This is a genomic window from Salegentibacter sp. 24 (assembly GCF_004362395.1).
Taxonomy (GTDB): domain Bacteria; phylum Bacteroidota; class Bacteroidia; order Flavobacteriales; family Flavobacteriaceae; genus Salegentibacter.
Map to the genome: position 1 here is coordinate 190,824 of NZ_SNWE01000001.1, position 15,092 is coordinate 205,915.

10 protein-coding genes are annotated in these 15,092 nt (G+C 39.2%); 9 read left to right on the forward strand and 1 reads right to left on the reverse strand.

The window, feature by feature from the left end; genetic code table 11:
- The first annotated feature begins 5 nt into the window (after window positions 1-5).
- Together nusA and infB are read left to right on the forward strand one after the other, a co-directional pair.
- Window positions 6-1,238 carry a transcription termination factor NusA gene (gene nusA, locus DET49_RS00900; protein ID WP_133546265.1) on the forward strand — a complete coding sequence of 411 codons (1,233 nt, stop codon included), beginning with the start codon at window positions 6-8 and terminating at the stop codon, window positions 1,236-1,238.
- Between the two features lie 54 nt (window positions 1,239-1,292).
- On the forward strand, window positions 1,293-4,040 hold the full coding sequence (infB, locus tag DET49_RS00905) for a translation initiation factor IF-2 (protein ID WP_133546266.1): 2,748 nt from the start codon (window positions 1,293-1,295) through the stop codon (window positions 4,038-4,040).
- Between the two features lie 331 nt (window positions 4,041-4,371).
- On the opposite strand, the gene DET49_RS00910 is transcribed toward infB, so the two are convergent.
- Complete coding sequence (locus DET49_RS00910; protein ID WP_133546267.1) at window positions 4,372-4,761, reverse strand: SPOR domain-containing protein; 390 nt, start codon at window positions 4,759-4,761, stop codon at window positions 4,372-4,374.
- A gap of 222 nt (window positions 4,762-4,983) precedes the next feature.
- Here DET49_RS00910 and DET49_RS00915 point away from each other — a divergent pair, with 222 nt between their 5' ends.
- From DET49_RS00915 to DET49_RS00945, 7 genes are read left to right on the forward strand one after another with little or no spacing between them, the layout of a single operon-like run.
- On the forward strand, window positions 4,984-6,354 hold the full coding sequence (locus DET49_RS00915; RefSeq protein ID WP_133546268.1) for a cytochrome c3 family protein: 1,371 nt from the start codon (window positions 4,984-4,986) through the stop codon (window positions 6,352-6,354).
- Window positions 6,355-6,406: 52 nt separating this feature from the next.
- Window positions 6,407-9,475 (forward strand): TAT-variant-translocated molybdopterin oxidoreductase, encoded by a 3,069-nt coding sequence (locus DET49_RS00920; protein WP_133546269.1) that lies wholly within the window; start codon window positions 6,407-6,409, stop codon window positions 9,473-9,475.
- A gap of 32 nt (window positions 9,476-9,507) precedes the next feature.
- Window positions 9,508-11,319 (forward strand): NrfD/PsrC family molybdoenzyme membrane anchor subunit, encoded by a 1,812-nt coding sequence (nrfD, locus tag DET49_RS00925; protein ID WP_133546270.1) that lies wholly within the window; start codon window positions 9,508-9,510, stop codon window positions 11,317-11,319.
- 1 nt (window position 11,320) lies between these two features.
- Window positions 11,321-11,848, forward strand: a complete 528-nt coding sequence (locus tag DET49_RS00930; RefSeq protein ID WP_133546271.1) for a DUF3341 domain-containing protein — start codon at window positions 11,321-11,323, stop codon at window positions 11,846-11,848.
- 5 nt (window positions 11,849-11,853) lie between these two features.
- The gene (locus DET49_RS00935) at window positions 11,854-12,558 is read left to right on the forward strand and encodes a c-type cytochrome (protein ID WP_133546272.1); all 705 of its coding nucleotides are present in this window, start codon (window positions 11,854-11,856) and stop codon (window positions 12,556-12,558) included.
- Between the two features lie 29 nt (window positions 12,559-12,587).
- The gene (locus DET49_RS00940) at window positions 12,588-13,967 is read left to right on the forward strand and encodes a quinol:cytochrome C oxidoreductase (RefSeq protein ID WP_133546273.1); all 1,380 of its coding nucleotides are present in this window, start codon (window positions 12,588-12,590) and stop codon (window positions 13,965-13,967) included.
- A 36-nt stretch (window positions 13,968-14,003) separates the two neighbouring features.
- Window positions 14,004-15,074 (forward strand): cytochrome c oxidase subunit II, encoded by a 1,071-nt coding sequence (locus DET49_RS00945; RefSeq protein WP_133546274.1) that lies wholly within the window; start codon window positions 14,004-14,006, stop codon window positions 15,072-15,074.
- Window positions 15,075-15,092 lie beyond the last annotated feature (18 nt).

Genomic DNA, 15,092 nt, shown 5'->3' on the forward strand with positions numbered 1-15,092 from the left:
TTGATATGGAAAATATCGCCTTGATTGAGTCATTTTCAGAATTTAAGGATGACAAATTGATAGATCGTGTAACGCTGATGGCCATCCTTGAGGATGTGTTCAGAAGCGCTTTAAAGAAGAAATATGGAGAAGACGATAATTTCGATATTATCGTAAATCCAGATAAAGGAGATCTCGAAATTTGGAGAAACAGGGTTGTTGTTGCCGATGGTGAGGTAGAAGATTCCAACCAGGAGATTTCCCTTACCGAAGCTAGGAAGATTGAACCCGATTTTGAAGTTGGTGAAGATGTATCTGAAGAAGTAAAACTTGTAGATTTGGGGCGTCGTGCGATTTTAGCTTTAAGACAAAATCTTATTTCGAAAATCCACGAACATGATAATACCAATATCTTCAAGCATTTCAAAGAGCTTGAAGGGGAAATATATACTGCAGAAGTTCATCATATCAGGCATAGAGCTATTATTTTGCTGGATGATGAAGGGAACGAGATCGTTCTTCCGAAAGATCGCCAGATTCCTTCAGACTTTTTCAGGAAAGGAGATAATGTTAAGGGGATAATAGAAAGTGTAGAGCTTAAAGGAAATAAGCCTACAATTATTCTATCACGTACTGCTCCAGTGTTCCTGGAAAAACTATTTGAACAGGAAATTCCGGAAGTGTTTGATGGTTTAATTACTATTCAAAACGTAGTTCGTGTTCCTGGGGAAAAAGCTAAAGTAGCTGTAGATACTTATGATGACAGGATTGATCCTGTAGGTGCTTGTGTAGGTATGAAGGGTTCTAGGATTCATAGTATTGTCCGTGAACTGGGGAATGAGAATATTGATGTAATTAATTTCACCACTAACGACCAGTTATATATAACACGAGCGTTAAGTCCGGCGAAAATTACATCTATTAAATTGGATGAAGAGAATAAAACGGCCGAAGTTATGTTGAAACCTGAAGAGGTTTCAAAAGCCATTGGCCGTGGGGGTCACAATATTAGGCTTGCCGGTCAGTTAACCGGTTATGAAATTGACGTTTTCAGAGAAGGTGTTGAAGAAGATGTAGAATTAAAAGAATTCTCTGATGAAATTGAAGATTGGGTAATAAAGGAATTTTCTAGAGTTGGTTTGGACACTGCCAAAAGTGTTTTGGAACAGGAATTGGAAGACCTTATTAGACTTACCGATTTAGAAGAAGAAACTATTCGCGAAGTAGTGAAAGTTTTAAGAGAAGAATTTGAAGAGTAATAGCAAACTCATTGAATAATAATAATTAAAAGAGGTTAATTTAGAGGGCAATTTATGGCTGAAGCAAAAACAATGCGACTAAACAAAGTATTACGTGAATTCAATATTTCGTTGGACCGGGCTGTAGAATTTTTAAATTCTAAGGGTCACGATATTGAGGCACGTCCTACTACCAAAATCTCATCCGAAGTTTATCAGGTGCTTTCTGATGAATTTGAGACTGACAAGTCTAAGAAAGTCGAGTCAAAGGAAGTGGGTGAGGAAAAGAGAAAGGAGAAGGAAGAATTGCGTTTAGCAAGGGAAAGAGAGCAAGAAGATAAACGCAAAGCCGAAGAGAAGAAAGAAAGTGATCGTCGTAAAGACGAGGAAGCTATTTCTTCAAGAGCTAAATTAGCCGGTCCTAAAAAAGTAGGTAAAATTGATCTGGATAAAAAGCCGGAGAAGAAAGCTGAAAATAAGGAAGAAAAACCAGAAATAGCGCAACCTGAACAGCCCGAGGAAGCCAAAAAACCTGAAGCCAAAGAAGAACCCTCCGAAAAACCTGATGCTCAGGAACCTCAAAAAGAAGCTAAAAAGCCTGAAGAGGTTGTCAAGGAAGAAGAAGCATCTTCAGCTAAAGAAGAAGAGGTTAAGGAACCTGAGTCAATGACTCATAAAACCAATTATACTAAGCTTAATGGTCCCAACTTTACCGGAAAAAAAATTGACCTTAGTCAATTTAAAAAACCGGAAAAGAAAAAGGACGAGAAAAAAGCTGCCGACGAGAAGAAGGAGAAAGAAAAGCGTAAAAAACGTCGTCGTAGAATTAGTAAAGATGTGAAGCCTGGAGCTTCAAATCAGGGAGCTAAAAAAGGAGGAGCTAGAAAAAGAGCTAAACCTATTACCAAAGAAGAACCTAGTGAGGAAGAAGTTCAAAAGCAGGTTCGTGAAACCCTTGAAAAGCTTCAGGGGAAATCTGGTAAGGGTAAAGGAGCTAAGTACAGGAGAGATAAAAGGGATCAACACCGTCAACGTTCAGAGGACGATCTTGCACAGCAAGAAACCGATAGTAAGATCTTAAAAGTAACAGAGTTTGTAACTGTAAGTGAAGTTGCTACGATGATGGATGTGCCGGTGACAAAAGTAATTTCGGCCTGTATGTCTTTAGGAATGATGGTGACTATGAACCAGCGATTAGATGCTGAAACCCTTTCTATTGTTGCTGAAGAATTCGGTTATGAAGTGGATTTTGTGACTGCTGACATCGAGGAAACGGTGGAAGAAGTTCCTGAAAACCCCGAAGACCTTGAGGATAGAGCGCCAATTGTTACTGTAATGGGCCACGTAGACCACGGTAAAACATCTTTACTGGATTATATTCGTAAAGAAAATGTAATTGCCGGAGAAAGTGGTGGAATTACGCAGCATATTGGAGCTTATAGTGTAAAATTAAAAAACGGTCAGAAAATGACCTTCCTGGATACGCCTGGTCACGAAGCCTTTACGGCAATGCGTGCTCGTGGAGCTCAGGTAACGGATATTGCGATTATCGTAATAGCTGCTGATGATGATGTGATGCCGCAAACCAAGGAGGCTATTTCACATGCGCAGGCTGCCGGTGTGCCAATTGTATTTGCAATTAATAAATCTGATTTACCAACTGCAAATCCGGAAAAAATTAAAGAAAAGCTAGCCGGAATGAACCTACTTGTCGAAGACTGGGGAGGTAAAGTTCAATCTCATGACATATCGGCTAAAACCGGACTGGGAGTTGAAGAACTTTTGGAGAAAGTATTACTGGAATCCGAGATTCTCGAATTAAAAGCTAATCCTTCTAAAGTCGCCTCAGGTACCGTAGTAGAAGCCTTCCTTGATAGAGGAAGGGGTTATGTTGCAACCATCCTTGTGCAAAGCGGGACTTTAAAAATTGGAGATTACGTATTAGCTGGGCGCCATAGTGGTAAGGTAAAGGCGATGCACGATGAAAGAGGTCATGAAATTAAAGAAGCCGGACCAGCAACTCCGGTATCTATATTAGGTCTTGATGGCGCGCCGCAGGCCGGTGATAAATTCAAGGTCATGACAGACGAGCGAGAAGCTAAAGATATCGCGACAAAACGAACTCAGTTACAACGCGAACAAAGTGTTAGAACTCAGCGTCATATTACTCTTGATGAAATTGGACGTAGAATTGCTTTAGGTGACTTTAAAGAACTTAATATTATCCTGAAAGGTGACGTTGATGGTTCTGTAGAAGCCTTAACTGATAGCTTCTTGAAATTATCTACAGAGGAGATCCAAGTGAATATCATTCACAAAGGAGTGGGGGCTATTACAGAGAGTGACGTGCTACTTGCCTCGGCTTCGGATGCTGTAATAATTGGATTTAACGTTCGTCCTGCTGGAAATGCTAGGCAGGTTGCCGATAAAGAAGAAATTGATATCCGGACTTATTCTATTATCTATGATGCGATCAATGATCTTAAAGATGCGATGGAGGGAATGCTTTCTCCTGAACTTAAAGAAGAGATCACTGGAACAGCGGAAATTAGAGAAACCTTTAAGATTTCTAAAGTTGGAACCATTGCGGGTTGTATGGTAACTTCTGGTAAAATCTATAGAAATTCAGGAATTCGTTTAATTCGCGAAGGCGTAGTAGTTTATACCGGAGAGCTTGCTTCACTTAAACGTTTTAAAGACGATGTAAAAGAAGTAGCCAAAGGTTACGATTGCGGTATCCAGGTAAAGAATTATAACGATATTAAAGAAGGGGATGTAATAGAATCATTCCGTGAAGTAGAAGTGAAAAAGAAGCTTAAATAATTTAGATTATTATTATATAAAAAAAAATATCTAAAAGAAGTGTGCCCCCAATAAGCTAGAAACTATTGGGGGTATTTTTATGAAATAAATGAAATAATATCTTTTTTGAAATTATAATTTTTAGGACTGAAAATAGCATAATGAAATGTGGGATGATAGATAGGACAATTATGCGATGGTCCGCTGGTTTAATTTTATAAAAAGAGTTCTTTTCTTGGCAGGAGATGATTTATAGGATAAAAAACATAAGAAAAATAACCTGATCAGAACCTTCCTATCCCCGTCTCTAATTTTAAAATCACTATAAACCTCAATCAACTTCTTATCAGGACTATCTGAGCCTGGGTTTGGGAATAAACGCAGAAGGGAAGCTCTGCTTAATTATTAAAAGGGCCCTATCTGCCTCAAGGCGATTTCTAAAACTTCCTACCCATACTTTATAGTTTGGAGCTTCATAAGCGATTAAAGACGGGTAGTCAAATTTGCTTCGATAGTCTTTGATTACCTCATTTGCTTCCCCATTATTTCCGTAGAAAAGCTGAATTTTATACCGATCTCCAAGTTCATTATGCTTACTCATTTCAGATTTAAGCTCTAATAATTTTAAGATCTTTTCATTGTCGCTAAGATTTGCTGGGACCTCCTGAGCCATTAAATTCATAAAAGTGAATCCTGAAAGAACACAGGAAAAAAATAGTTTGTTTATGTTTAATTTTCTCATAGTTATTTATTTAAGGCAAAAGTATAATTTAATAACTTAAACAAGATGTGTTTTATTATTTAGAACTAGTATAAATTATCGATTAACACTATTGTAACATTCCTAAAATCGACTTTAAGTATTACTTTTGTTGCCGAATTTAAGGGTGCGGATTGTTAATATTGTTAAGGCTTTAAGCTGGAAAAACCGTACCAAAGTTAAGACGTTAATTCAACTTATAATATGAAAAAGGTGAAATACCGCCACTCAACTTCGCGACTATTGCTATTAGGTGTAGCATTTTTTATCTCATTCAGCGTTTTGGGAATTGCACAAGAGGGGGCTTCGCAAGAGTCTACTGGAGATGGACAGGAGCAAACCAATGAATCATCTGGTGGGTCTTCAGAGGCTGATACAGCAGCTTCAGCTCTTGGTGATCCTGCTGCTGGAAAATCCTTGTTTAATTCGTTGTGTGCTGCCTGTCACAAGCCATATTCTGCATCTATTGGTCCTGCTCTTCATGGAGTAACTGAAAGAAGGGAAATGGAATGGATATATAGCTGGATAAAAAACAGTCAGGAGTTGATTGCTTCGGGTGATAATCAGGCTGTTGCAATTTATGAAGAATATAATCAGACGGCTATGCCGGCTTTTCCTCAATTATCCAATGCGGATATTGATAATATTTTAGCCTACGTGGAGCAACCTAAACCCGAGCCGCAGGCTGCGCAATCTTCCGGGGCTTCTGCTTCTGGTGAAGCTTCTGGTGGGGGGGTTTCGGTTAATGTTATTTTAGGCATCTTGGTTTTTGTTTTGGTGATGCTACTTGCAGTGTTGTTCCTGGTTAATAAAACGCTTAGGAATTTTGCGAAGGCAAGTGGCGTTGTGGTTCCAGAAAAACCTAAAAGAAAACCGATTTGGAAGGCTTTTGTTGAAAATCAATTCCTTGTGCTGGTAACTGCTGTTTTTGGTTTGCTGTTTATCGGTTATTTTGCCTATGGTTTCTTTATGCAAGTTGGTGTTGATAAAGGTTATCAGCCAATTCAACCTATCCATTATTCGCATAGGATCCACGCTGGGGAAAACGAAATAGACTGTAAATACTGTCACTCTTCAGCTAGAACATCTAAGCATGCTGGTATTCCATCGCTGAATGTATGTATGAATTGTCATAAAACTATTTCTGAAGTAGCACCTGAAACCGCAACTGCGGAATACTCTAAGGAATTTTATGATGGAGAAATCGCGAAACTTTACGATGCAGTTGGCTGGAGTCCTTCAGAGCAGGCCTATACAGGGGAGCAGGAGCCTGTAAAATGGGTTCGAATTCATAACTTGCCAGATTTCGCATATTTTAATCACTCTCAGCACGTTAGTGTGGCCGGGGTTCAGTGTCAAACTTGCCATGGACCAATTCAGGAAATGGAAGTGGTTTATCAGGATGCCCCTTTAACTATGGGTTGGTGTATAAATTGTCACCGTGAAACCAAAGTTAGAATGGAAGGGAATGAGTATTACGAGAAAATTCACGAAGAATTGGCTAAAAAATACGGTGTAGAAGAGGTTACTGTAGCCCAAATGGGAGGCCTTGAATGTGCAAAATGCCATTACTAAATTTTTTTCCCGGTAATTCGGGGTTAATTAAGAAGTTAATATTTAGATATATATGTCATCAAACAAAAAATACTGGAAAAGTGTTGAAGAGCTAAATGAAAACAGCTCTGTTGTTGAGACGCTCCAACAAAAAGAATTTGCAGAAGAGATTCCGGTTGATGAATTTCTTGGGGATAAAGGTTCGCTTGAAAGTTCAAAAACTTCTAGAAGGGATTTTTTGAAATATGTTGGTTTTAGTACAGCTGCGGCCTCTTTGGCTGCCTGTGAAGGGCCGGTTATTAAATCTATTCCTTATGTAGTACAGCCAGAGCGTATTGTTCCTGGGGTAGCAAATTATTATGCCTCTACAATTGCTAATGGTTTTGATTTCGCTAGTGTTCTAGTAAAAACCAGGGAAGGAAGGCCTATTAAGATTGAGAATAATGAATTAGCAAAGTCTAAAGGCGGAGTTAATGCCCGCGTACATGCTTCTGTATTGTCGATGTATGATGCAAATAGGGTGAAACGCCCAATGATCGATGGAAGAAATGTTTCCTGGGAGGAGTTTGATCGTGAAGTTACTGGTGCCCTTGATGGAGTTTCCGGTGATATTATTTTATTAACGCAAACTTTTGCCAGTCCTTCTACTACCAAACTGATCAATGAATTTTCAGAAAAATATCCAAATGTACGCCATGTGGTTTATGATATTGTTTCTGAAAATGATGTGTTGAATGCTTTTCAGGCGAAATATGGAAAGCGTGCAATGCCGAATTACGATTTCTCTAAAGCTAAAACTATAGTTTCCGTTGGAGCCGATTTTCTTGGAGATTGGCAAGGGGGAGGTTATGATTCTGGTTATGCTAAGGGACGCGTACCCACCAATGGGGAAATGTCGCGCCATGTACAGTTTGAATCAAATATGAGCTTAACCGGCGCTAATGCCGATAAACGTATTCCTGTAACGCCATCACAGCAAAAAGCTGTTTTAGCCGCACTGTATGGATATATTTCAGGTGGTGCTTCTACTAGTAATTTACCTGCGAAAATTGATGATGCAGTTGTTAAAGCAGCAAGTCAATTAAGGGATGCAGGTAATGGAGCTGTAGTGGTTTCTGGAATCCCCGATGTTAATGCTCAGGCTTTAGTGCTGGCTATTAACGAAGCTCTGGGAAGCGCTGTAATGGATGTTGACAACCCGCGTATGACTCGTCAGGGTGATACGGAGAAGGTTTTCCAGGCAATTGAAGATATGAAAACTGGATCTGTAGGTGCAGTTTTAATGGCTGGAGTGAATCCTGCATATTCTTTGCCTAATGGAGAAGAATTTGCTGAAGCTTTAGCCAAAGTAGATGTTTCTTTGGCATTTAGTATGAAGCCGGACGAAACTGCTACTCTTTGTAAGTATGTTGCTGCGGCACCACACTATTTGGAGAGTTGGGGTGATGTTCAATATACCACTTCCGATTTTGGGTTGATTCAGCCTACAATTCGGCCGTTGTTTGATACTAGACAGTTTCAAGATTGCTTGTTGAAATGGACCAATAATAATAAATCTTATCAGGAATATATAAAAGAGACCTGGACTGGCAATATACCTTCCTGGATCCAGGCGCTGCATGATGGTGTTTTTAAAGCAACTTCTCCTGTAGAACTTGGGGGAGCTGAAGTTTCAGAAACTTTTAATGTTGCAACTGCGGCTAGCGCCTTAGGGCGTCCCTCAGAAGGTACTGGGCTAGAGCTAACGCTTTACACTAAACCTTCAATGGGGGCAGGTGAGCAAGCTAATAATCCATGGTTGCAGGAAATGCCAGACCCTTTAACAAGGGTATCCTGGGATAATTACCTTACAATTTCTGAATCTGATGCCAAAGCTTTAGATCTCGAAAATATAAATGTTTCGAACGGAGCCTTAAATGGAAGTTATGCTAACGTGATTGTAGATGGTACTTTGGTTGAAAATGTTCCTGTTCTTATTCAACCTGGGCAGGCAAAGGGATCAGTAGGTCTTGCGCTTGGTTATGGGAAGAAAAAAGGAATGCAAAAGGAAATGCAGGTAGGTGTAAATGCATATCCTTTATATAAAAAATTAAACCCTGTGCAGTCGGTAACCGTTGAAAAGGCTACCGGAATGCATGAGTTTGCTTGTGTTCAACTTCACAATACTTTAATGGGGCGTGGAGATATTATAAAAGAAACTACCCTTGAGGTTTTTAATACTAAAGATGTACACGTATGGAATTCGGTTCCTGAAGTATCGCTAGATCACGTTGAGAAACCGGTGACTTCTCCTGAAGTAGATATGTGGGATGGTTTTGATCGTAGTATAGGGCATCACTTTAACCTATCTATAGATCTCAATGCCTGTACCGGTTGCGGTGCCTGTGTGATTGCCTGTCACGCGGAAAATAATGTTCCGGTTGTCGGTAAAACTGAGGTTAGGCGCTCTCGTGATATGCACTGGCTGCGTATTGATAGATACTATTCTTCAGGTAGAACTTTCACTGATGATCTTGAGAAGAAAGAAAATATTTCTGGTTTAGGCAACTCCCTTGTTGAATTTGCTGAATTGGAAGAACCCGCAGATAATCCTATGGTTGTTTTTCAGCCGGTAATGTGTCAACACTGTAATCACGCTCCTTGTGAGACCGTGTGTCCTGTAGCTGCAACTTCTCACGGAAGACAGGGGCAAAATCAAATGATTTATAACCGTTGTGTGGGAACAAGATATTGTGCAAACAACTGTCCTTATAAAGTGCGTCGTTTCAACTGGTTTAGTTATGTTCAAAATGAAGAGTTTGATTATCATATGAACAATGACCTGGGAAGAATGGTAATTAATCCAGATGTTACTGTGCGCTCTAGAGGGGTTATGGAGAAATGTTCTATGTGTATTCAAATAACACAGAAAACGATTCTGGATGCCAAGCGTGAAGGAAGAGTTATTGAGGATGGAGAATTTAGAACGGCCTGTTCCTCAGCTTGTGATAAAGGAGCGATGACCTTTGGTGATATAAACAATGAGGGTGCTTTGATAAGAGAAAAAAAGCAAGATGATAGAATGTATCATTTACTGGAATATGTTGGGACAAAACCAAATGTAATGTACCAGACCAAAGTTAGAAACACAACAGAAGCTTAATAAATTAATAAAGAAATCAATTTTAAAAGGATATGTCTCATTACGAAGCACCTATACGAAAGCCTTTAGTTACCGGGGATAAAAGCTACCACGATGTTACCGTGGATGTTGCTGCGCCGGTAGAAGGAAGGGCTAATAAATCCTGGTGGATTGTTTTTTCAATTGCCCTTATTGCCTTTCTCTGGGGTGTAGGTTGTATAATTTATACGATTTCTACTGGTATTGGAACCTGGGGATTAAATAAAACTGTAGGCTGGGCCTGGGATATTACAAACTTTGTTTGGTGGGTCGGTATTGGGCACGCAGGTACTCTTATTTCTGCGGTATTGTTATTATTCCGTCAAAAATGGAGAATGGCAATTAACCGCTCGGCAGAAGCTATGACAATTTTTTCCGTTATGCAGGCTGGCTTATTTCCTTTAATCCACATGGGTAGACCTTGGTTGGCCTATTGGGTACTTCCTATTCCAAACCAATTTGGTTCGCTATGGGTGAACTTTAATTCACCACTGCTTTGGGATGTATTTGCTATTTCAACTTACCTTTCTGTATCATTGGTGTTCTGGTGGACAGGATTACTTCCTGATTTTGCAATGATTCGTGATCGGGCAATTACTCCGTTTAATAAAAAAATATACGGAATATTAAGTTTTGGTTGGAGTGGGCGTGCAAAAGACTGGCAGCGTTTTGAAGAAGTTTCTTTGGTGCTTGCTGGTTTGGCAACTCCTCTGGTACTTTCCGTACACACCATTGTATCTTTTGACTTTGCTACCTCGGTTATCCCCGGTTGGCATACTACGATTTTTCCTCCTTATTTCGTTGCGGGGGCAGTGTTCTCGGGTTTTGCTATGGTAAATACGCTTCTTATTATAATGAGAAAGGTGTCTAATCTAGAAAGTTATATTACTATACAGCATATAGAATTAATGAATATTGTGATTATGATCACAGGTTCTATTGTAGGAGTAGCTTATATAACCGAGCTTGTTATTGCGTGGTACTCCGGAGTGGAATATGAGCAGTATGCATTCCTTAACAGGGCTACAGGGCCTTATGCCTGGGCATATTGGGCTATGATGACGTGCAACGTGTTTTCTCCTCAGTTTATGTGGTTTAAGAAATTACGAACCAGTATTATGTTCTCATTCTTTATTTCCATTGTGGTAAACATAGGGATGTGGTTTGAGCGTTTTGTGATCATTGTTACTTCCTTGCACCGAGATTATCTTCCGTCTTCCTGGACTATGTTCTCTCCTACTTTTGTTGATATCGGAATTTTTATTGGAACGATAGGATTTTTCTTTGTGCTGTTCCTCTTATATGCCCGATCTTTTCCTGTAATTGCACAGGCGGAAGTGAAGACCATACTTAAATCTTCGGGCGCAAAGTATAAAAAACTAAGAGCAGAACATGGGGATGACGTAAAACATTACACCCCGGTAAATGTAGGTGAGCCAAAGAAAAATATCGATACTAAAGTTGATAAGAAAATGGGTGATGAGGATGCTTATGAAGAAGGCGACAGAAAGGATGACCATAACCAAACTGTCAATGCAGATGCCCTAACGCTTTCTGAAGTTCAAAAAGACAGAATAGATGAAATGCTTGGGAGAACTGGTTCTTACAACCCGGCCGATCAAAACGCAGATAAATTACAAAAACTTAAAGCAGTAGGTCCTTTCCTTGAACAGCGTTTACATCAGGTGGGTCTATATACCTATGTTCAGGTAAGTAAACTTACCCAGGATGATTTTGAATTGCTTGATGAAGTGATAGAAAACTTCCCTAATGCTACACAACGTGAAGATTGGGTAGCACAGGCAACTGAACTAAAAAATAAGTAAGATGGCATCAAAAGTTATACACGCTATTTATAATGATGACGATTTGCTTTTACAGGCCGTGAAGCAGATAAGAGAGGCTCGGTATCATATTGGTGAAATTTATACACCAATGCCAGTTCATGGTTTGGATAAAGCCATGGGATTAGCACCTACTCGTCTTGCAATTACCTCTTTTATGTATGGTGTTGTTGGATTGATAGTAGCAACCGCAATGATGGACTTTATTATGATAGAGGATTGGCCACAGGATATTGGAGGGAAGCCAAGCTTTAGTTATATTGAGAATATGCCTGCTTTTGTACCAATTATGTTTGAACTTACCGTGTTTTTTGCGGCTCACCTTATGGTAATTACTTTTTATATGAGAAGTAAACTATGGCCTTTTAAGAAAGCTGAAAACCCGGATGTTCGCACAACCGATGATATGTTCCTTATGGAAGTTGATGTGGCAAACCATAATGTAGATGAATTAACTAAATTCCTTTACAATACCGGTGCTGCTGAAATTAAATTAATAGATAATAAATAGACAGAATGAAAAATTTGTTCTATAAAGCGATAGTTTTGTTCCTGATTGGGGGGGGTGTAACTTCTTGTGCAGATAACGACGAACCTAACTACCAATATATGCCAGATATGTATGAGCCTGTAGGTTATGAAGCTTATGGTGCTTACGATATTTTTGTTGATCAACAGGAAGCCAAACTTCCAGTTGAAGGTACGATTCCACGTGGTTGGATGCCTTATGGTTATGAAGATTCGCCTGAAGGAAAAGCAAATGCGAAAGCTAATCTTAACAATCCATTGCCATATACAGAGGAAAACCTTAATGAAGGAAAGTTATTGTATACAATTTACTGTGCCGTTTGTCACGGTGATAAAGGAGATGGTCAGGGTATTCTTGCTCAGAGGGAGAAAATACTTGGTATTCCATCTTATGACGATGCCGGAAGAGCCATTACTGAAGGTAGTGTTTATCACGTAATTTATTACGGGCTAAATTCTATGGGTTCTTATGCTGCGCAAACTAATGAGGAGGAGCGCTGGAAAATCACCCATTATGTGATGTATCTTAAAAATCAGTTAGAAGGAGGTGGAGAGATACCTTTTGAGGAAATTGAGCCTTCTATTGCTGAAACTCAGCCCGTTGCAATACAAAGAGCCCAGGAAAATGTAGAAGAAGCCCAGGGAGAAGGTGCAGCTCAACCAGAGGTGGAGGATGTAGACCAAAACAATTAATTAAGAACAAAGCATTTAGATCTATAAATATGTACACGCTATCCAGTAAATTAAAATTAACAGCAATTATTTTTATGATTGTTGGTGCCATTGGAATCGTAATTGGGTTTTTACAGGCACCTTCAAATTTGGATGATGTTAGGGAAATGATGGCTGCCGAAGAACATCACGGTGAGACAGCCCTGGAGAAAGAAGGGGAAGATGATAATTTTGCTTATGCCGAGCACAGCTTGTTATTAGATGATGAGGCGGGAAGAAATGCTGAATCAAAGGAAGATGCAGCTGCTGAGCAAGGGCATGATACCGAACATTTGGAGCATAAATTTCACCAATTGCAGAATAAGCCCTGGGCAGCAGTCTATGTTGCAGCTTTCTTTTTCTTTATGATTTCTCTTGGTGTTTTAGCATTCTATGCTGTGCAGTATGCTTCACAGGCTGGTTGGTCACCCGTACTATTTAGAGTTATGGAGGCTATTACGGCTTATATTGTTCCCGGTGGAATCATTATGTTTGTTCTTCTAGTACTGTCGAGTATGCATTTAAACCACTTATTTGTTTGGATGGATCCGGAAGTTGTCGCTACCGATGAGATTATTCGTAATAAAACTGCTTATTTAAATATTCCTTTTTTCTTAATAAGAGCAGCTATATTTTTAGCTGGGTGGTTTATATTTAGACATTTTCTTGTTCGCAATTCCAGAAGACTTGACCAGGCTACCGATAATTATTACTTTAAAAAGAATTTTAAACTTGCGGCCGGATTCCTTGTCTTTTTTATTGTAACAGAATCAATAATGAGCTGGGACTGGATAATGAGCCTCGATCCTCACTGGTTTAGTACTTTATTTGGGTGGTATGTTTTCTCTAGTATGTTCGTTTCAGGAATTACGGTTATTGCCTTAGTTACTATCTATCTTAAATCAAGAGATCATTTACCTTTTGTTAACAATAGCCATATTCACGATTTAGCCAAGTTTATGTTCGGAATTAGTATTTTCTGGACTTATCTTTGGTTTTCACAATTTATGTTGATTTGGTACTCAAACATTCCTGAAGAAGTTGTATACTTTATCAGCCGAATAGAGAATTATAGTCTTCCATTTTTTGGAATGGTAGTGTTGAATTTCGTGTTCCCATTATTGGTATTAATGAATAGTGATTATAAACGAGTGAACTGGTTCGTGGTAATGACCGGGGTCATAATTCTTGTTGGACATTATTTGGATGTTTTCACAATGGTGATGCCTTCAACTGTCGGGGAATCATGGTTTATTGGAATTCCAGAGATTAGTGCAGTACTTTTCTTTGGAGGATTATTTACTTTTGTGGTCTTTAATGCCCTAACAAAAGCACCCCTGCTTGCTAAACGCAACCCGTATATTAAGGAAAGTGAACATTTCCACTATTAATAAAAAGATTTGATTGTTTAAAGAAGAACGTATAAAATGACCGTATTTTTAGTAATAATAGTATTAGCTCTTTTGGCCGTTACCGGGTGGCAAATGTCTAAGATTTTTCAGTTGTCAAAGGGTCCCGGCGCGGAGAGTCCTGAAATAGCTAATGATAATGATAACAGGCAGCAAGCCAAACTGATGCTTTGGTTTATGGTTTTCATTTATGTTGGTATGGCCTACAGTTTCTGGCATTGGAGTAGGTTTTATCTACCTGAAGCAGCCTCAGTTCATGGAAACCAGGTAGACACCTTGATGTTCATATCCATAGGACTTATTATGGTGGTGCAGGTAATAACGCAAGCATTGCTGCACTGGTTTGCTTATAAGTATCAGGGTAAAAAAGGGCAAAGGGCACTTTTCTTCGCCGATAACGATAAACTTGAATTTATATGGACTATTATTCCAGTGATTACTCTTGCGGGTTTAATTATCTATGGGCTATTTACCTGGAGTGATATTATGAACATTAGTGAAGACGACGATCCTATTGTTATCGAACTTTATGCTAAGCAATTTAGCTGGCAGGCGAGATATTCAGGGGAGGATAATACCCTTGGAGAAGCAAATGTCAGGTTTATTGAAGGTGTTAATACTGTTGGACTCAATGTAAACGATCCTTACGCTGCGGATGATAAAATCACAACCGAACTTCATCTTCCTGTAGGGAGGCAGATTCTGTTTAAATTTAGATCCCAGGATGTCCTTCACTCTGCTTATTTTCCACATTTTAGAGCCCAGATGAATGTGGTTCCGGGAATGATAACACAATTTTCTTTTACCCCTGATATCACTACTGAAGAAATGAGAACTTCGGAATACATGGTAGATAAGGTGAAAACAATTAATGAAATTAGAAAGGAGCGAAATGAGGTTTTAATGGCGGAAGGCGAAGCACCATTAGATTCTTATGAATTTGATTACTTCCTGCTTTGTAATAAGATTTGTGGAACAGCCCACTATAATATGCAGATGAAAATTGTTGTAGAAAGTCAGGAAGAATACAACGAATGGTTAAGCCAGCAAGATACTTTTGCTAGCGTTATAGATTCAGTAGTAGAATAATAGAACTAAATAGAATAT